The organism is Pseudomonas sp. QL9 (assembly GCF_041409665.1).
Lineage (GTDB): Bacteria > Pseudomonadota > Gammaproteobacteria > Pseudomonadales > Pseudomonadaceae > Pseudomonas > Pseudomonas knackmussii.
Genome location: NZ_CP166971.1, coordinates 5,514,905 through 5,532,777, shown reverse-complemented (window position 1 = coordinate 5,532,777; position 17,873 = coordinate 5,514,905). Strand labels below are relative to the sequence as shown.

Genomic DNA, 17,873 nt, shown 5'->3' with positions numbered 1-17,873 from the left:
GAAATCCTCTCGATGGGCGCGCGGCGCGCCCCTTTACACGAGGAGGATTATCCCGGCCGAAAGAGTTATGGTGAAATTAAATGGAAAAATGCCTTCCAGTGGAAACCTGAATGCTAGATCCGACCCTGCTGCGCAGCTTCGTCATGGTGGTGGACGCCGGCAACTTCACCCGCGCCGGCGAGCTGCTGCACCTCACCCAGTCCACCGTCAGCCAGCAGATCCTGCGCCTGGAGGAACAGCTCGGCTGCCGCCTGCTCGAACGCGGCCGGCGCCAGGTGCTGCCGACCGAGTCCGGCGAACGCCTGCTCGGCTACGCCCGACGCATCCTCCAGCTCGGCGAGGAGGCTCGCGAGGCGCTGGGCGACGAGCACAGCGAAGGCGTGTTGCGCCTGGGCCTGCCCGAGGACTTCGCCGGCGAACGCATGATGCCGTTGCTCGCCGCCTTCGCCGCGCAACGGCCGCGCCTGCGCCTGGAGGTCAGCAGCGGGCTCAGCCATGAACTGCTGCGCCAGTACCGCGATGGCGAGCTGGATGTGGCCCTGGTCAAGCAATGGGGGGCGGACAGCGATTGCCTGGCGCGCTGGCCGGAGCCGTTGTGCTGGCTGGACAGCGCCACGCAACCCGCGTCCCTGCGCGATCCGCTGCCGCTGGTGGCCTTCCCGCAGGGCGCGCTGTACCGCCAGGAGATGATCCACGCCCTGGAAGCCCAGGGTCGCCGCTGGCGCATCGCCTACGGCAGTGCCGGCCTGGCCAGCCTCTGCGCCGCAGTCACCGCCGGCCTGGGCGTCAGCCTGCTGCCGCGGCGCTGCCTGCAGGGCGGGATGCGCGAGCTGGGCGCGGACGAAGGCTTCCCGCTGGTCGACGGCCTGGAGCTGGCGCTCTACGCCCGCGACGGGCTCGCCGGCAGCGGCCGCAGCCTGTGCGAGCAGCTGCGCGAACTGTGCGACCAGGCCCCGGCCGTCATACCGGCTCGGTCGCGGCCTTGAGGATCTGCTCCGGTGGGCACGGCTGGCCCAGCAGGTAGCCCTGCAGCGAGTCGCAGCCCAGGCGCGTGAGGAAGTCCTGTTGGCGCGGCGTCTCCACGCCCTCGGCGACGATGCGCAGGTCCAGCGCCTGGCCCAGCGCGACGATCGCCGAGACGATGGCCGCGTCGTCGCTGTCCTGTTCCAGGTCACGGACGAAGCCACGGTCGATCTTCAGCTCGTTGGCCGGCAGGCGCTTGAGGTAGAGCAGGCTCGAATAGCCGGTGCCGAAGTCGTCGATGGACAGGTCGACGCCCATGTCGGCGAGCTGGCCCAGGATCGCCAGGCTGCTGTCGGCGTCGCGCATGGCCGTGGTCTCGGTGATCTCCAGGGTCAGGCAGTTGGCCGGCAGGCCGTGGCGAGCCAGGGTCGCGGCGACGCAATCGACCAGCCCGGCGTGGCAGAACTGCAGGGCGGAAAGATTCACCGCAACGCGCCAGTCGTGATGCCCCTGGGCGTACCACAGGCTCATCTGCCGGCAGGCCTCGTCGAGCACCCATTCGCCGATCGGGACGATCAGCCCGGTACGTTCGGCGATGGCAATGAACTCGTCCGGCATCACCAGGCCACGTTGCGGATGCTGCCAGCGAAGCAGCGCCTCGGCACCGATCAGGCGACCATCATGGGCGGCAAACTTGGGCTGGTAGTGCAGCAGGAACTCCTTGCGTTCCAGCGCCGAGCGCAGGTCCTGGAGCATCTGCAGGTGGTTGCGCGCATTGGTGTTCATCGACTGCTCGAAGAAGCTGTAGGCGTTCTTCCCGCTGCCCTTGGCGTGGTACATCGCCGCGTCGGCGTTGATCAGCAGCTCCTGCTGGTTCTGCCCGTCGCCCGGGTACAGGGCGATGCCGATGCTGCCGGAGATGCGCAGCTCCTCGCCCTTGACGTGGAACGGCTCGGCCAGCAGGGCGATCTGCTGGCTGGCGACGCTGGCTGCGTCTTCGGGGTCGCGCAGCTTCATGAGCAGGACGAATTCGTCGCCGCCGATGCGCGCCAGGGTGTCTTCGGTGCGCATGTTGTCGCGCAGGCGCTGCGCCACGGCGCGCAGCAGCTGGTCGCCGACGTGGTGGCCGAAGGCGTCGTTCACCGGCTTGAAGCCATCCAGATCGAGGAACATGAGCGCAAAGTGCCCGCCGTCGCGCTGGGCCTTGGCGATCTTCTGGCCGATACGATCTTCCAGCAAAAGGCGGTTCGGCAGGCGCGTCAGGGTGTCGTGCAGGGCCAGTTGGGTGAGTTCCAGGTTGGCCTGGGCCAGCGACTTCGCCAGCTGCGCGGTGCGTTCTTCCATGCGCGCGTCAAGGATCGAGGTGAGCAAGGCGATGGCCAGCACGGCGAGGGTCACGAGGATCACCAGGATCGCCAGCCAGTGGCTGTCCAGCCCGCTCGGCGCGGCGCCGCAGAAGCTGCCCAACGGGAAGCGCGCGGCGGCCATGCCGGTGTAGTGCATGCCGACGATGGCCAGGCCCATCAGCAGCGCGGCGCCGGCTCGCATCAGGCGCACATAGGGCGTGCGCTTGCGCAGGCGGACGGCGATCCACAGCGCCGCCCCGGAAGCCAGGGCCGCGATCACCAGGGACAGGCCGAACAACACCGGGTCGTAGTCGATGCCCGGCTGCATGAGCATCGCGTACATGCCCAGGTAGTGCATGCCGGCAATGCCGCAGCCCATCACCAGGGCACCGGCGCCCAGTTGCCAGGCGGGCAGCCGCTCCTGGCCGACCAGGGCCAGGGCGAAGCCGGAGCTGAGCACCGCCAGGGCCAGGGAAAGCAGGGTCAGGGCGAGGTCGTAGCCCAGCGGAATCGGCAGGCTGAAGGCCAGCATGCCGATGAAGTGCATCGACCAGACGCCGATCCCCATGGCCACCGCCCCGCCGCCGATCCACAGCAGCGCGCCCCAGCCGCTCGCCCGGGCGATGCGCCCGGCGAGGTCAAGGGCGGTATAGGACGCCAGCACCGCCACGCACAGCGAAATCAGCACCAGCGAAAGATCGTAACTACCAGTCAACATCTCGAATCTCGAACGCGCGTTTGAAGTCCGCGCAAAAGGGGCGAGATTCTAGCCAATTGCCACTATGTCAAACCAGATACGTTTGTCTGCTTAGTTGCCCGCCAACTGGCCATCCGTCTCAGGCAGCAGGCAGCCCTTCGCCATCCACGGGCAATTGCGATTCCAGGCGAAGCCGTGATCGGGCTTGCCGTTCTCGTCGTAGTACGCCAGTTGCACGCGCTGCGCGGTGAACTGCAGGCCGGTGAAGCCCGGTCGCGAGGCCGCGTAAAGCGCCTCCTGGCTGGCGCTCGGGGGTAAGGCGTCGAGCTTCTGTCCGCCGCCACCGGAGATCACCCAGGCCGGCTCGCCGGGTCGCACGATCAATTGCTGGTCGTGATCGTGGGCGGCGACGTAGAGGTCCACCCCGCTCTGCTGCAGCGCCGGCAGCAGGTCGCCGAGCAAGGCGTCGTCATTGCCGTGGTCGCCGAGATTGCGCGGCGGAATGTGCGCCGCCACCACCTTCCAGATCGGCGCAGGTCCTGGTGCGGAGAAGGTCTGGCGGATGAATTCGGCCTGTTGCAGTAGACCTTCACGAGGCGCCGAGCTGTTGAGGAAGACCACCCGCAGCAGCGGCCGGCCATCCACGAGGCCGAAGTCGCGCGTATAGAAATAGTCGGGCATCTGCCAGCGCCGCGACCCCCGGGCCTCGCGGCTGTAGGCCAGCTCCACGCTCGAGGACTTGGGGAAGTCATGGTTGCCGAGCACCGCATAGAAAGGCACGTGACTCAGCCATTTGCCCCAGTAGACGCGCTCGAAACGCAACTGCCAGGTGCGGTCGGAGGTGCCCTTGAGCGCCGGTCCATAGAAGTTGTCGCCCAGCAGCAACACCCCGTTCACCCCGCCGTTGCGCTCGGCGGCACGCTCCATACCCATGGCCACGCGCCATTGCTGCAGGTCGCCGGAGCCCTGGTCACCCAGGGCGAAAAGCGCGACCTTCTGCGGGTCCTGGCCGGTCAATGGCGTGTAGGGCGGCGGCGGCGTGAGCAGCCAGGCGATGGCGCCCGCAACAGCGGACACGAGCAGCACAAGCGATACCACCAGCCCACGGCCGATGCGCCGTGGCCGCCGGCCCGGGCGCTTTGAGGAGGATGGATTGGAGGACGAGAGAGGATCGGAGGTGCCGTCGAACATCGATGTGCGGGCCGTCGTTTGTTGTTTGGCGCACTTCAGCAGATCGAATGTGAATCCGGCGTCAAGGCTTCGTTACCGCCATGTTGCCCAGTGCGCCTGCGCTACGCTGGTGAAGTCCCGAACCCGGTGAGGAGCCCGCGCCCCTTGGCGAACGTCCCGCAGTCACTGGCCGTGCCCTTCCGCCGCCTGGCCAACCCTTACACCCGCTACCGCTACGCGGCCTGGATCCATTGCGCGCGCGTCGGCCTGGCGCTGCTGGCGTCGATCCTGCTGACCACCGGCATCGACATCCCCCATGGGCTCTGGGCTTCGGTCACCGTGCTGGTGGTGATGGGCGGCCTGGTGCACCAGGGCACCATTCGCGGCAAGTCCTACGAACGGGTACTGGGCACCCTTCTGGGTGCGCTGTTCGGCCTGGGCGTGATCCTGGTGCACCAGATCAGCGGCTCGAACACCCTGACCTACCTGCTGATGTCGGCACTCGGCGCCGCTTCAGCCTACTTCGCCATCGGCCGCCCCGGCTACGTGGCGCTGCTGGCGGGGATCACCATGTGCACCGTCGCCGGGCACGGCGGCAACGACATGACCGAGGGCCTTTGGCGCATGCTCAACGTGCTGATCGGCACGGCCCTGGCGCTGGTCTTCGCGCAGATCTACCCGCTGCGCGCGGTGTACGTCTGGCGCTACCTGATGTCGGACAACCTGCGCGCCTGCGCCCGCCTCTACGGCCAGCTGAGCAGCAGCCGCGACCTGCGCGCCGAGCACTTCTCCGCGCAGATGGAAGAACTCGATATGCGCCTGGTCTCGGCCCGCGCGCACCTGGCGCCGGTGGCGCGCGAGACGGCCCTGCCGCTGCGCCAACTGGAGCTGATCCAGCGCGCCCACCGGGCCATCATGGGCACCCTGGAATCGCTGATCGCCTCCCGTCAGTTCGCCGCCGAAGCCGGCGAAATCGAAGCGATTCCGCCCAGTCTCGACCAGCATCGCCAGGCCATCACGCGCCTGCTGCTGCAGTGCGCGCACGCCCTGAAGTTCAGCCGCACCACGCGCCTGGTGCAGGAATGCCAGGGCCTGGAGCGGCTGCCGCCGCGTCCGCACAACCTCTCCGACAGCTTCGAGAAACAGGGCTACTACTGGCTGACGCTGCGCCTCTTCGAACAAGTGGAACAGCTCTCCGCCCTGCTCGCCGGCAGCGCCAGCCACTGGAACATCCAGAGCCGCGACCGCCCCACGCAGGGCTGAGCGGCGGCGCCCCGGACTCAGGCGGCGAAACCGCCGTCGATGGTCAGGTTGGCGCCGGTGATGTAGCCGGCTTCCGGGCCTGCCAGGTAGGCAACGAAGGAGGCGATTTCCTCGGCGTGGCCATAACGGTTCAACGCCATCATCTGCTTGAGGCTCTCGGCGAAGTCGCCGCTGTCCGGGTTCATGTCGGTGTCCACCGGGCCGGGCTGCACGGTGTTGACGGTGATCCCGCGCGGGCCCAGGTCGCGGGCGAAGCCACGGGTCAGCCCGGTCACGGCGGCCTTGCTCATGGCGTAGACGCCGCCACCGGCGAAGGGCATGCGCTCGGCATTGGTGCTGCCGATGGTGATGACCCGGCCGCCCTCGCCCAGGTGCCGCGCGGCGGCTTGGGTCGCGACGAACACGCTGCGCACGTTGACCGCCACGGTGCGGTCGAAGTCCTCCAGGCTGAAGTCTTCCAGCGGCGCCACGGCCAGTACGCCGGCGTTGTTCACCAGGATGTCGAGGCGGCCGAAATGAGCCGCTGCACGGTCGACGGCGGCGCTGAGCTGCGCGGCGTCGGCGCTGTCGGCCTTGATCGCCAGGGCGCGGCCGCCGGCGGCTTCGATGCTGGAGGCGAGCTCCTCGGCCTTCTGCGCCGAGCTGGCGTAGGTGAAGGCCACGGCGGCGCCGTCGCGGGCCAGGCGCTGGACGATGGCGGCGCCGATGCCGCGCGAGCCGCCCTGGACGAAGGCGACCTTGCCGGCGAGGGAAACATTCTGGGTGCTAGTGCTCATGGACGTGCTCCGAAAGGGAATGGGGTAAACGACGGGCTCAGTTTCCTCCCCGGAATACACAACCGGTAGTCGTTAATCGCTATATTCAGTCGATCCAAATGGTTTACGCGAGCCCGACATGGAAACCCTGAACAGCATAGAGTGCTTCGTCAGAAGCGCTGAGGCCGGCAGCTTCGCCGCTGCCGCACGGCACCTGGGGCTGACCCCCGCCGCCGTGGGCAAGAACGTCGCCCGCCTGGAAGGCAATCTGGGCGTGCGGCTGTTCCAGCGCAGCACCCGCAGCCTGAGCCTGACCGAAGCCGGCGAACGTTTTCTCGCGGAGGTCTCCGGCGGCCTGGGCAGCATCCGCAACGCCATCGCCAACCTGGCCAGCGCCGGCGGCCAGCCCAGTGGAACGCTCAAGGTGAGCATGGGCCTGGCGTTCGGCCGCGACTACATCCTGCCGCTGCTCGGCGACTTCCTTTCCCGCTACCCGGCGATCCGCCCCGACTGGCACTTCGACAACCGCCAGGTCGAGCTCATTGCCGAAGGCTTCGATGCCGCCATCGGCGGTGGCTTCGAACTGCCGCCCGGCGTCGTCGCGCGCAAGCTGTCGCCGGCGCACCTGGTGCTGCTCGCCACCCCCGCCTACCTCGATACACACACGCCGATCCGCAATCCCGAGGACCTGGCGCAACACGACGGCATTCGCATCCGCTCGCCGCAGACCGGGCGCGTGCGCCCCTGGGCGCTGACGCATCGGCAAGGCAAGGGTCAGGCATCCATCGAACTGCGCGAGCGCATGTACATGAGCGACCCAGAAGCCGCCTGCTACGCCGCCCTGCAGGACCTCGGAATAACCCTGGTGAGCATGCAGCACGCCGTGCCCTGGCTGGACAGCGGAAGGCTGCAAAGGGTGCTGCCGGACTGGTACGTGGACGCCGGCAGCACCAGCCTCTACTACCCGGCGCAGAAGCTGCTGCCGGCCAAGACCCGCTGCTTCGTCGAGTTCGTCCTGGAGCGGTTTCGCGCCCAGGGGCTGGAACAGCGTTTCTCCGCGCGCTGACTCAGCGCCCGTGCATTGCGCAGCGGGCGCGTACTGTGCGGTCAGCCGCAGTTGACGCTGCGGATCACCAGGCTGTCGTCGACGTGGATGTTCAGGCGTTGCGGGTTGTATTCCAGGGTCACGGCGTCTTGCGGATGCAGCACCCGCGCGGTCTTCGCCCCGGCCTGCTGGCGGGCTTGATCCACCAGCGCCTGGGTCTGCGACTTGCCCACCAGCGCCTGCAGGGACTCCGCATTGCAGCGAGCATCTTCTGCTGCCGTGGGCTCGGTCAAAGCACCGGGCTTGGCGGCGCTGCTGCACCCGGCCAGCAGGGTGGTGCCCAGAAGCAGGACGGGCAGGACTCGAATCAAGGACATAAGGCCTCCGTGGCTTGAGTGAAAAGGCGGCAACCTTAGCAAGGCTTGCCTTAGGACCATGGAGGAAAGTGTTACCAGCTACTGCGTGAAATGTCCGAAACGACCGTCCGGCAGGGTTTACACAACCTTTACCGAAGGCTGATTACACTTTTTCTTACCCCATTGTCTTAGGAAGTACCCGACGCAAATTTCGGGCATTTCAGGAGGTAAGACAGATGCTTCGCCGGTTCCCTCAACTCGCTGTATTGCTGTGCGGTTCGCTCGCCCTTGCCGGGCAGGCATCGGCACACGGCAATGGCGACGCCGCCGCTGCCGGTGCGATCTTCGGTGCGGTAGTCGGTGGAGCCATCGTCGCCAGCGCTGTCGCCCCGCCTGCCCCGGTCTACTACGCGCCGCCGGCTTACTACCCACCGCCCGCCGCGTACTATCCGCCGCCTCCGGTGTATTACGCCCCTCCGCCGCCGGTTGCTGTGGTGTATGGCGGGCCCGTGTACCGCCCGGTGTACTACGGCGGCCCGCGCTACTATGGTGGCCCGCGTTACTACGGTCCGCCCGGCCATTACCGCCACGGCTACGGTCGCTGGTAAGCAAGAAGCCCCGTACATCAGACTGTGTGAAAACACGCTGTGAGCAAGGCTAATCAAACGCCCCGACTGGTTCGGGGCGTTTGCTTTTCTGAGGGTTCATCCCATCAGCTCAATCAGGCGCCGAGCGCCGAGTACCTGAATCGCACGTTTGAGGTTGTAGGCCTGCACGGCCAGGGCCATCTCTGTCCTGGCACCCGCTAACTGCCGCAGCAGGAAGCGGCCGTTGCCGAATATCCACTGTTTCAGGTTGCCAAAGGGGTGTTCGACGATCGCCCGGCGCCTGGCCATCATCTCCGGCCGAGCGTCCAACCTTGCTCGCCTGCGCCTTGCTGAAGCCAAGTCGCTGCAGATCCAGTCGCGCCACATAGGCCTCGATCACGCGGACCAGATGTTCTTCAGGGACCAACTCATCCAGCGACACCGGAAACAAGCTGCCCTGACCACGCCCTTCACCGCGGATATAGCCCATGAACGACAATGCCCGTATCGATCGATACGGGCATTGTTTGGCCTGCACTCAGACCGCTAGGTTTTCACACAGTCTGAGATGCGGGGCTTCTTCTTTATCAGCGCGGCTTCAGAGGCGCTTGCCGTTGAGCAGGAAGTGCGACAGCGCCGGGATCAGCAGCAAGGCGCCGAGCATGTTCCAGATGAACATGAAGGTCAGCAGGATGCCCATGTCGGCCTGGAACTTGATCGGCGACCAGGCCCAGGTCACCACGCCAGCGGCCAGGGTCACGCCGACCAGCGCCACCACCTTGCCGGTAAAGGCCACCGCCTGGCGGTAAGCCATCGCCAGCGGCAGGCCGGCGCGCTGCAACTGCAACTGCACACTCAATAGATAGAGCGCGTAGTCGACGCCAATCCCCACGCCCAGCGCGATCACCGGCAGCGTCGCCACCTTCACGCCGATGCCGAGGAACACCATCAGCGCCTCGCAGAGCATCGAGGTCAGCACCAGCGGCAGGATCGCCACCACGGTCGCGCGCCAGCTGCGGAAGGTGATCAGGCAGAACAGGCTGACCGCCGCGTAGATGTACAGCAGCATGGTGTGGTTCGCCTGGTGCACCACGCTGTTGGTCGCCGCCTCGATACCGGCACTGCCGGCGGCGAGGAGGAACTGCCGATCAGGCGTGCTGTTGGCCTTGGCGAAGTCTTCGGCGATCGCCGTCACTTCTTCCAGGGTCTTGGCCTTGTGGTCCTTGAGGAAGGCGATCACCGGCATCACCGAGCACTCGGTGTTGAACAGCTCGGGCGCGTTCACCGAGGCCTGTTGCGCGGCGTAGTTGAGCACGTCCTGGTTGCGCTGCAGGCTGGCGAACTTCGGGTTGCCTTCGTAGGTGCCGGCGGTGATCTGGCGTACCGCGTTGGTCAGCGAAACCGTGGTCTGCACGCCCGGATGCTGCTGCAGCGCCCAACCCAGGCGGTCGGCGAGGATCAGCGTGCGGTAGTTCAGGCAGCCTTCGGCGGGCGTCTTCACCATCACCGCGAAGAGGTCGCTGGACAGCGCGTAGTGGCTGGTGATGTAGGCGTTGTCGCGGTTGTAGCGCGAGTCGGCACGCAGCTCCGGCGCCCCGGCGTCGAGGTCGCCGATCTGCAGGTGCTGGCTGATGGCGAAGCTGCCGCCGCCGATCACTCCCGCGACCACCAGGGCGATGGTCGCCCAGCGCCGTTCGGTGAAGTGGTCGAGCAGGCTCCACAGCCGGCCGATGCCCTGCTCGTGTGACTCCAGCTGGTCTTCGCGCAGCGCACGGGCAGCGGCACGCGGGCTGACGCCGACGAAGGACAGCGCCACCGGCATCATCAGCAGCGAGGTGAAGATCAGCACGGCGACGCCGATGCTGGCGGTGAGCGCCAGCTCCTTGATCACCGGGATGTCGATCAACAGCAGGACGCCGAAGCCCACGGCGTCGCACAGCAGCGCGGTGACCCCGGCCAGGAACAGGCGGCGGAAGGTGTTGCGCGCCGCCACCAGGCGATGGGTGCCGCGGCCGATGTCCTGCATGATGCCGTTCATCTTCTGCGTGGCGTGGGATACGCCGATGGCGAAGATCAGGAACGGCACCAGGATCGAATACGGGTCCAGGGCGAAGCCGAGCCAGGCGACCAGGCCCAGTTGCCAGACCACCGCCAGCAGCGAGCAGAAGATCACCAGCAGGCTGCTGCGCAGGCAGCGGGTGTAGAAGAAGATGATGCAGAACGCCGAGATCACCGCCAGGCCGAAGAACAGCATCACCCGCATCAGGCCATCGATCAGGTCGCCCACCAGCTTGGCGAAGCCGATCACGTGGATGCGTACCGCGCCCTTGCCCGGCTCGCCGGCTTCGAAGGCCTTGCGGTCGCCCTGGTACTCGTACTTGATGCGCAGCTCGTCGAGCTCGTGGGAGAAGGTCCGGTAGTCGATGCCCTTGCCGGTCGCCGAGTCATGGTCCAGCAGCGGCACCACCAGCATGCTCGAACGGAAGTCGTTGGCCACCAGGCTGCCGACGATGCCGGCGCGGGCGATGTTCTGCCGCAGTTGGGCGATGCTCGCGTCGTCGCCGGCATAACCGTCGGGCATGACTGCGCCGCCCTGGAAGCCTTCCTCGGTCACTTCGGTCCAGCGCACGGCGGGCGACCACAGCGACTTCATCCAGGCGCGGTCGACGCCCGGGCTGAGGAACAACTGGTCGTTGATCTGCTTGAGCGTCTCCAGGTAGGCCGGCGCGAAGATGTCGCCGCTGTTGCTCTCCACCACCACCCGCACCGAGTTGCCCAGGCCTCGCAGGGCGGCACGGTTCTCCAGGTAGTTGCGGATGTAAGGCTGGCTCTGCGGGATCATCTTCTCGAAGCTTGGCTTGACCTCCAGCCGCGTCACCGCCATCCAGCCCAGCAGCAGCGTGACCAGCGCGATCAGGCTGACGAACAGCACCCGGTGATTGAACACCAGGCGCTCCAGCAGGTTGCCGCTGTGCGTATCGAAGTCCCGCAGTTCGCGGACTACAGGCATCTCGCCTTGCTTGAGGTCGACCATTTTGAGGCTATCTCGCTGTCTTGTTCTTATTGTCCGGCCGGCAGCGCGCTGCGCTGCAGGCCACGGTTGCCGACCAGCAGCAGGCTGTCGCCGCTGGCCAGCACACCGCTGACGGGCGTGCGTTCGTTCAGCGCCAGCGCTGTGAAGCTGGCGCCCAGGTCACGGCTGACCAGGCCTTGGCCGGCCTGGCTGAAGAGGTAGAGGCGACCGTCGCCGCCGACGCTGGCGGCGGTGAGGCTGACCGGCAGGCCAGTGTTCACTTCGCTCCAGCTCGCGCCACCATCGACGCTGCGCACGGCATGGCCGCGCAGGCCATAGGCGAAGATCAGGCCGGGTTCACCGACCACGCCGAAGAAGGTGCCCTTGTAGGGAGAAGTCAGCGCGACGAAGCGCTGGCTCTGGCGGTCCAGCTTCAGGATCAGGCCCTGCTCACCCACGATGAACAGGTCCTCGCCCACTGCCGCGATGGCGGTCAGGTGCAGCGATTGCGGGTTATCCACGCGATGGTTCCACGGCGTCCAGGTCAAGCCGCCGTCGGCGGTGTGCAGGATCAGGTTGAAGGCACCGACCACGAAGCCTTCCTTCGCGTTCTTGAACCAGACGTCGAGGAATGGCTTGTCGGCGCCCTCCTCTTTCATACGCTGGGCCTGGTCGAGCAGCGCGGCGTTGTCCGCCTGCGGATTGGCCGCGTAGAAGTCCAGCATCAGCTGGCCGATGCGCCGGCCGTCGAGCTGGCGCGTCCAGTGCGCGCCGCCGTCGTCGCTGTGCAGCACCACACCGTCATGGCCGACGGCCCAGCCGTCGCGTTCGCCGGCGAAGCGAATCGCGGTGAGATCGGAACTGACCGGCACCTCGGCCTGCTGCCAGTCGCGCCCGTCGTTGTCCGAATAAAGGATGTGGCCACGCTGACCGACCACCAGCAGGCGCTTGCCGGCCCGGGTAATCGCCGACAGCGGGCTGCCCAGCGCCAGGGTGCTGTGCTGCGCGGGCAGGTCCAGCACATCGACGTACTCGGCGGTGGCCGGCGGCGCGGCGAGCAGCGCCAGACCCAGCCCGGCGCCGGCCAGGGCGAGCTTGAGGGGAGTTTGCATACGGCTTCCTCGGTACTAGGTTGCGGCGGCCGCGAGGGCCGCCGCGTCCGGGCTCATCCGCTTAGCGGATACCGCTACCGGCGAGGGCTTCGGGCGACCACTGGGTGGCGGCCAGCGGCTCGATGTAGTTGATGCCGCCGTACGGGCCGACGACGCCGTTGATGTTGTACGAGCCTGCGGTCAGGTCGTAGATCATGAACGGAGTGGCGTCCGGGATGTGCTTGTCGTAGCTCTGGCTGAGGAAGGCGAAGGAGCCGCGATAGAGCTGGCCACGGGCGTCGTATTCGTCGGAGGCCAGAGCGACCCAGCTGTCCTCGTCGAGGTAGAAGCGGCGCTTGGCGTAGATGTGCCGCGCATTCGACTTCAGCGTGCCCTCGACTACCCACACGCGGTGTTTCTCCCAGCGCACGAAGTCAGGCGCCAGGTGGTTCGGCGTGACCACCGGCTTGATGTCGTTGGCGTAGGTCAGGCGGTAGGTGTTGTAAGGCACGATCATTTCCTGCTTGCCCACCAGCTTCCAGTCGTAGCGGTCCAGCGCACCGTTGAAGACGAACACGTCGTCGTAGGTGCCGGCGCCGGCCATGCCCGGGTTCGGGGTGTCGTAGGCCAGGTTCGGCGCCAGCTTCACGCGGCGCTGGCCGGGCAGGTACTGCCAGGCGCGGCGCGGTTGCTGCAGCGGGTTGGCGGCGTCCTTGAGCATCATCGCCTCGCCGGCGCGGCGCGCCGGGCCGCTGTAGTACAGCTTCATCTGGTAGTAGACCTCGGTGCCCTTCACCGGCTGATCGAGGTTCTCGTAGATCGGGTAGTTGATGAACGCCTGGCCGGTGGTGGCCAGGTTGGCGCTACCGGAGGAGTCGACGTTCCACGAGTCGTACTTGGCCTTGATGTTCACGCCCTGGTAGCGCAGCAGGAAGTTCCACATGGCTTCCGCACCGGTCTTCGGAATCGGGAACGGCACGCCCGGCAGCGCGTTGTCGATGGCGGTGCCGCCTTCCAGGGATTGGGTGGCGACGGCGTTCTTCTTGCTGTTGGCCAGCACGGCGTCGGGCAGGACGGCGCTGCGGTGGGTCGGGTAGACGTCCACGCGGAAGCTCGGGTAGCGCTTGGCCAGTTCCAGGGTGGTGGCGCTGAGCTGGTTCTTGTACTGGTCGACGTTCTTGCCGTCGATGACCATCACCGGCTTCTCGCCAGCGAAGGGGTCCGGACGCATGGAATCACCGGCCTTGAAGGCGGCCGGCGCAGTGGTCAGGCCGCCGTCGTAGGCGGGGATCGAACCGTCCGCGTTGGCGCCTTTCTCGGCGCCGACGAGGGTCAGGGCGCCGCCCAGCTGGGCGGCCTCCTGTTGCGATACGGCGGCTTGGGCTGCGCCGCTCATGGCCAGGCCGAGGGCCATGGCGATCAAGGTGGGCTTGAAGTTCATCGTGTTGCTCTCCTGCTCCGGGTCGGGAGCGTCAGGTAAGTCAGAAGGTCGCCTTGAACGAGGCGGTCACCATGCCGCGATCCTTCAGCAGAGGCGCGAGGCCTCCCTGGGAGGTGATCTGTCCGGGAATGCACTGGTACTGGCCGTTGGCGCCCGGGGTGTTGTTGTCGCGTCCGGTCTTGCAGGTATCGAAGGGACCGAAGGCATCGACGTACTTGAGGTCGAAGCGGTACTTCTGGTGGTAGTCGGCGGCCAGGCCGACCGAGTAGCTGCCGGCATCTTCGTTGCCGCCCAACTGCACCGCCGAGTTGCCATGCAGGCCAACGTTGTAGGAAAGCGGCATGGACAGGTCGACGCCCGGGAAGGCCTGGTACCAGGTCGGGGTGAAGTTGGTCGACATGGCGTAGGCGTTCGGCGTGACCTTGTCGACGCCGCGGTAGGTGGAGTCGCCCTTGAAGGTCTGCTCGCCCTCGGTGACGTCCACCAGGTGCGTCAGGGTGCCCTCCACCGCCAGCGACGAGGCGTCCCACAGCGGGGTGGCGCCGAAGGTCACCAGGCCGTTGAGCACCACGTGGAAGGTGCGACCGCGGGCCAGGCCGGTTTCGCCGTCGCTCGGCAGCTCGCCGATCAGGTTGGCGCCATTGATCCGGCCGGCCTGGGCCAGCTTGTAGAGGGTCGGGTTGACGGTGGTGAAGTTGCTCGCCAGCGGCATGTTCTCGCGGTAGTTCACGTCCATGCCGACGCTCACCGGGCCGACTTCCTTCGACAGGCTGATGCCGTAGATGTCGATGTCGTCGGCATAGGCGGTGATGTAGTTCATGCCCTGCAGGCCGGCCAGGCCGGGTTTCTGCAGGTTGGGCGCGTCCACCAGGACCGCCGGCAGGGTGTCGGAAGTCTTGCGGTAGTAGAAGCCGAGGGTGCCGTCGAGCCATTCCGGGCTCCACTTGGCCATCAGGCCGAAGTCGCCGGTGTTGCTCGGCTCGTGGTCATGGCCGCGCGGCGCGCCGTAGAAGGCGTTCAGCGCCGGCACCGGCAGCCAGAAGACGTTGCCGCCGTCGTTGAGCATGTCGTAGGGGCCCATGTAGGTGCCGCCTTCGGGGAAGCGCGAGTTCTGGAACTCGAGGAAGTACTGCGCGCCCAGAGTCAGCTCCGGGTTGACCGTGAGCGACGCCGACAACTGGTTACGCGGCATGAACAGCTCTTTCGCCTCGGTGCCGGGCACGTTGTAGAGCTTGCCCAGGTCCAGGGCCGACTGGCCGTAGTTGATGCCGTTGGCGGCGCTGAACAGCGTCTCGCCCCAGTACACGGTGTGGCGGCCGAGCTTGCCGCTGAGCTGCATGCCGTCGCCCACTTCGTGGTTGCCGAAGATGAAGGCGTCGAGGATTTCACCGGACGGACCGTTGTAGTAGCGATCGGCGAAGTTGCTCGAGCCATGGGTGGCCGGCTTGGCGCCGCGCGGGGCGATGATGTTGCCGTTGGCGCCGACCAGGTGCCCCTGGTTGCCGGCCTGGCCCGGGAACGGGTTGTTGCTGTCGATATCGTCGTAGGCGTGGTCGTACCAGCCGGCGGCGCTGACGCGGAAGCCCATGCTTTCGCGGTAGACGAAATCCAGCTCGCTGAGCAGGTCGAAACGCTGGGTCACCGCGCTGCCAACGGCGAAGTTGCGGTCGCCGTCGTTGACGTTCGCGGTGCGGGCGATCTTGCTGTTCTGCCCTTCTACGCGCTGCCCGTAGCTGAGCTTCACGGTGTTGTCGAAGCGCAGGCTGATGTCCGGGTTGCCGGTGTCGATCTCCACCGCCTGGGCCAGCGGACTGCCGATGGCGGCGACGATGGCCGAAGCCAGCAGGCAGCGGCGCAGCGGCCGCGGTTGGTACTTCGCGTGATGCATGGGGTTGCTCCGTGGTTTCTTGTTGTTGTATCGACTTGCTCCAGGGCCGGGTTCGGCCCCTGTCGGCCCGCCTGAAGGCGAGCGCGACCCGTCGCCGGCGCCAGGCGCCGGCTCCGTCTTACCGTGTTGAATCAGTGATCCAGGCGCTGGATCAGCGCATCGGCGCCCGGCCAGTCGCCGAACCCGGAAGCCGGGTTCAGGTGCCCGACGCAACCGAGTTCCACCAGCGTGCCGCCCCAGGCGCGGGACATGCGCTGTACCGCGGCGAGGCTGGCCAGGTGATCGTTCTCGCTGGCCGCCACCAGGCTGGGGAACGGCAGGCGCTGCTGCGGCAGCGGCGACCAGCCGTTCTCGCGCAGGCTTTCCGGGGTCGGGTAGCCTTCCGGCCAGGTCGCTTCCAGATCCGGCGGGGTGGCCAGCAGCGCACCCTTGACCGGGCGGTCGTAGCGCGCCGCCCAGTGCACCACCATCAGCACGCCGGCACTGTGGGCGACCATGATCAGCGGCCCGTCGATCTGCTCGACCTCGCGCTGGATGGCTTCCACGCGGGCGTCGAGGCTGAGCTTGTCCTCGGTCAGCGGCGGCACCGAACGCACGTTCGGCAGGCGCGCCGCCAGCAGGGTCTGCCAGTGTCCGGGGACGTGCTCGCGCAGTCCGGGAACAATGAGGACGGTCGTGTCTTTGTTAGGGCTCACCGGATCACCTTGCAGGGCTTCTCGAAGATGTTGGAAAGACAGTACGGGCGAGCCGAGGGTGGTGCTTCGCATAGAGCGTCAGGCACTTCGCAATTGATGACAGGGGCGCCGGCAGGCGCGTCCTTCAGCCCTGGCGCAGGCCTTGCCACTGTTGGCTTTCCGGCCATTGGCGAGCATTTGGAACAAGGTATTGCAGCCGCCCTGGGCTAATCTTTCGAACACGCACGAGGCGGCCATCGATAGAATCTGTCGTCTCGGCACAAGCCGGAATCGGGTATGCACGGCCCCCGCGCTTTTCAATACGCGACACGGTCCTCCCGGCCAACAAGAAGAAGAAGGCGATCTGCATGACTCCAATGGTTCGTATCGCGGCCCTCACCAACTACCTGGAAGTGGCCCGCCACCAGGGCCTCAATCCGCAGCTGATGCTCAGCCAGGTCGGCCTGAGCCAGTCGATGCTGGAACACCCCGAGCAGCGCATCCCCACCGCCTCGGCGGTGCGCCTGCTGGAAGAGTCGGCGCGCGCCAGCGGCTGCGACACCTTCGGCCTGCGCATGGCCGAGTCGCGGCAACTCGCCGACTTCGGCGTGATCAGCCTGCTGCTCACTCACCAGGCGACCCTGCGCGATGCGCTGGACACCATCGTCCAGTACCGCCACCTGATCAACGAGTCCCTGGCCCTGTACGTCGACGAAGAAGGCCGCACGGTGATCCTGCGCGAAGAGCTGCTCACCGTGCCGCCGATGCCCATGCGCCAGGGCATCGAACTGGCCGTCGGGGTGCTCTACCGCCTCTGCGGCGCCCTTCTCGGCGCACACTGGCGGCCGCTGAGCGTGAACTTCACCCACGACGCCCCGGCCGACCTGCAACTGCACCGCCGCCTGTTCGCCTGCAAGATCGAGTTCGGCAGCGAGTTCAACGGCATCGTCTGCCCGGCGCTGGCGCTCGACGCACCCAACCCGCTGGCCGACCCGGCAATGGTCCGCCACGCGCGCAGCTTCGTCGATTCGCTGCCCGGCGCCAGCGACGGCAGCACCCTCAACGAAGTGCGCAAGGCCATCTACCTGTTCCTGCCGATGGGCCGCGCGACCATCGAACAGATCGCCCAGTCCCTAGGCCTCAACGTCCGCACCCTGCAACGCCGCCTGGAAGACAACGGCGTGACCTTCTCCGACCTGATCAACGAAGTCCGCCGCGAACTGGTCCTGCGCTACCTGGAAAACCCCCGCTACACCCTAGGCCGCATAGCCGACCTGCTCGGCTACTCCATGCCCAGCTCCTTCACCCGCTGGTTCGCCCTGCAATTCGGCATGGCCCCCGCCGCCTGGCGAAGGGAGAACGGGCGCAAGGAACAGGAGTAAGGCGCGACGCGAGCAGCCGCTCTTCGTAGGAGCGAGCTTGCTCGCGAACCTTATTCAACCCGCCCGAGGTCAATCCTCGTCGGGAATAAGAAATCTCGTACAACCCCCTCAGACCCACCCGAAAGACACCCGCCTCCCCGCCTGAAAGCATCCCCGGCCTCGAGCACAGCAGGCCCGTCCGTTCTGGCAACTCCCCCTGATC

General features: G+C 66.9%; 14 protein-coding genes and 1 pseudogene. 5 read left to right on the top strand and 10 right to left on the bottom strand.

Translation table 11 applies throughout. The features are described from left to right. Positions 1 to 110 precede the first annotated feature (110 nt). Entirely contained in the window at positions 111 to 986 is an 876-nt protein-coding gene (locus ACA097_RS25745; protein ID WP_371366920.1) for a LysR family transcriptional regulator, read from the top strand. On the opposite strand, the gene ACA097_RS25740 is transcribed toward ACA097_RS25745, so the two are convergent. Continuing rightward, positions 961 to 3,027: a bifunctional diguanylate cyclase/phosphodiesterase gene (locus ACA097_RS25740; RefSeq protein ID WP_043252861.1), complete on the bottom strand. Its 2,067-nt coding sequence runs from the start codon at positions 3,025 to 3,027 to the stop codon at positions 961 to 963. The two genes, ACA097_RS25745 and ACA097_RS25740, sit on opposite strands and share 26 nt — an antisense overlap. 90 nt (positions 3,028 to 3,117) lie before the next feature. Further along, entirely contained in the window at positions 3,118 to 4,083 is a 966-nt protein-coding gene (locus tag ACA097_RS25735; RefSeq protein WP_242411174.1) for a metallophosphoesterase, read from the bottom strand. A gap of 258 nt (positions 4,084 to 4,341) precedes the next feature. On the opposite strand from ACA097_RS25735, the gene ACA097_RS25730 reads away from it, so the two are divergent. Beyond that, a complete protein-coding gene (locus tag ACA097_RS25730; RefSeq protein WP_371366917.1) occupies positions 4,342 to 5,439 on the top strand; it encodes an FUSC family protein in 1,098 nt (365 codons plus the stop codon). A gap of 17 nt (positions 5,440 to 5,456) precedes the next feature. On the opposite strand, the gene ACA097_RS25725 is transcribed toward ACA097_RS25730, so the two are convergent. Next, positions 5,457 to 6,215 (bottom strand): 3-oxoacyl-ACP reductase family protein, encoded by a 759-nt coding sequence (locus tag ACA097_RS25725; RefSeq protein ID WP_371366915.1) that lies wholly within the window; start codon positions 6,213 to 6,215, stop codon positions 5,457 to 5,459. A gap of 118 nt (positions 6,216 to 6,333) precedes the next feature. Between ACA097_RS25725 and ACA097_RS25720 the strand changes: the two genes are divergently transcribed. After that, the gene (locus tag ACA097_RS25720; protein WP_371366913.1) at positions 6,334 to 7,260 is read left to right on the top strand and encodes a LysR family transcriptional regulator; all 927 of its coding nucleotides are present in this window, start codon (positions 6,334 to 6,336) and stop codon (positions 7,258 to 7,260) included. A 41-nt stretch (positions 7,261 to 7,301) separates the two neighbouring features. Here ACA097_RS25720 and ACA097_RS25715 read toward each other — a convergent pair whose 3' ends face one another. Continuing rightward, positions 7,302 to 7,616 carry an I78 family peptidase inhibitor gene (locus tag ACA097_RS25715; protein ID WP_371366911.1) on the bottom strand — a complete coding sequence of 105 codons (315 nt, stop codon included), beginning with the start codon at positions 7,614 to 7,616 and terminating at the stop codon, positions 7,302 to 7,304. Positions 7,617 to 7,831: 215 nt separating this feature from the next. Here ACA097_RS25715 and ACA097_RS25710 point away from each other — a divergent pair, with 215 nt between their 5' ends. Then, positions 7,832 to 8,203 (top strand): hypothetical protein, encoded by a 372-nt coding sequence (locus ACA097_RS25710; protein ID WP_160287367.1) that lies wholly within the window; start codon positions 7,832 to 7,834, stop codon positions 8,201 to 8,203. A gap of 96 nt (positions 8,204 to 8,299) precedes the next feature. Here ACA097_RS25710 and ACA097_RS25705 read toward each other — a convergent pair. From ACA097_RS25705 to ACA097_RS25680, 6 genes and pseudogenes are all read right to left on the bottom strand, one after another. Next, a pseudogene (locus ACA097_RS25705) lies at positions 8,300 to 8,509 on the bottom strand (transposase); the annotation flags it as partial. Positions 8,510 to 8,780: 271 nt separating this feature from the next. Next, entirely contained in the window at positions 8,781 to 11,216 is a 2,436-nt protein-coding gene (locus ACA097_RS25700) for an RND family transporter (protein WP_371366909.1), read from the bottom strand. A 26-nt stretch (positions 11,217 to 11,242) separates the two neighbouring features. Then, positions 11,243 to 12,307 carry a WD40/YVTN/BNR-like repeat-containing protein gene (locus ACA097_RS25695; protein ID WP_371366907.1) on the bottom strand — a complete coding sequence of 355 codons (1,065 nt, stop codon included), beginning with the start codon at positions 12,305 to 12,307 and terminating at the stop codon, positions 11,243 to 11,245. Between the two features lie 61 nt (positions 12,308 to 12,368). Continuing rightward, complete coding sequence (locus tag ACA097_RS25690; protein WP_043252870.1) at positions 12,369 to 13,727, bottom strand: DUF1329 domain-containing protein; 1,359 nt, start codon at positions 13,725 to 13,727, stop codon at positions 12,369 to 12,371. 40 nt (positions 13,728 to 13,767) lie between these two features. Next, positions 13,768 to 15,615, bottom strand: coding sequence for a DUF1302 domain-containing protein (locus tag ACA097_RS25685; RefSeq protein ID WP_371366904.1), 1,848 nt, complete (start codon positions 15,613 to 15,615; stop codon positions 13,768 to 13,770). Positions 15,616 to 15,746: 131 nt separating this feature from the next. Continuing rightward, positions 15,747 to 16,310, bottom strand: coding sequence for an RBBP9/YdeN family alpha/beta hydrolase (locus ACA097_RS25680; RefSeq protein WP_371366902.1), 564 nt, complete (start codon positions 16,308 to 16,310; stop codon positions 15,747 to 15,749). Positions 16,311 to 16,657: 347 nt separating this feature from the next. Between ACA097_RS25680 and ACA097_RS25675 the strand changes: the two genes are divergently transcribed. After that, positions 16,658 to 17,671: an AraC family transcriptional regulator gene (locus ACA097_RS25675; protein WP_371366899.1), complete on the top strand. Its 1,014-nt coding sequence runs from the start codon at positions 16,658 to 16,660 to the stop codon at positions 17,669 to 17,671. The last annotated feature ends 202 nt before the right edge of the window (positions 17,672 to 17,873 follow it).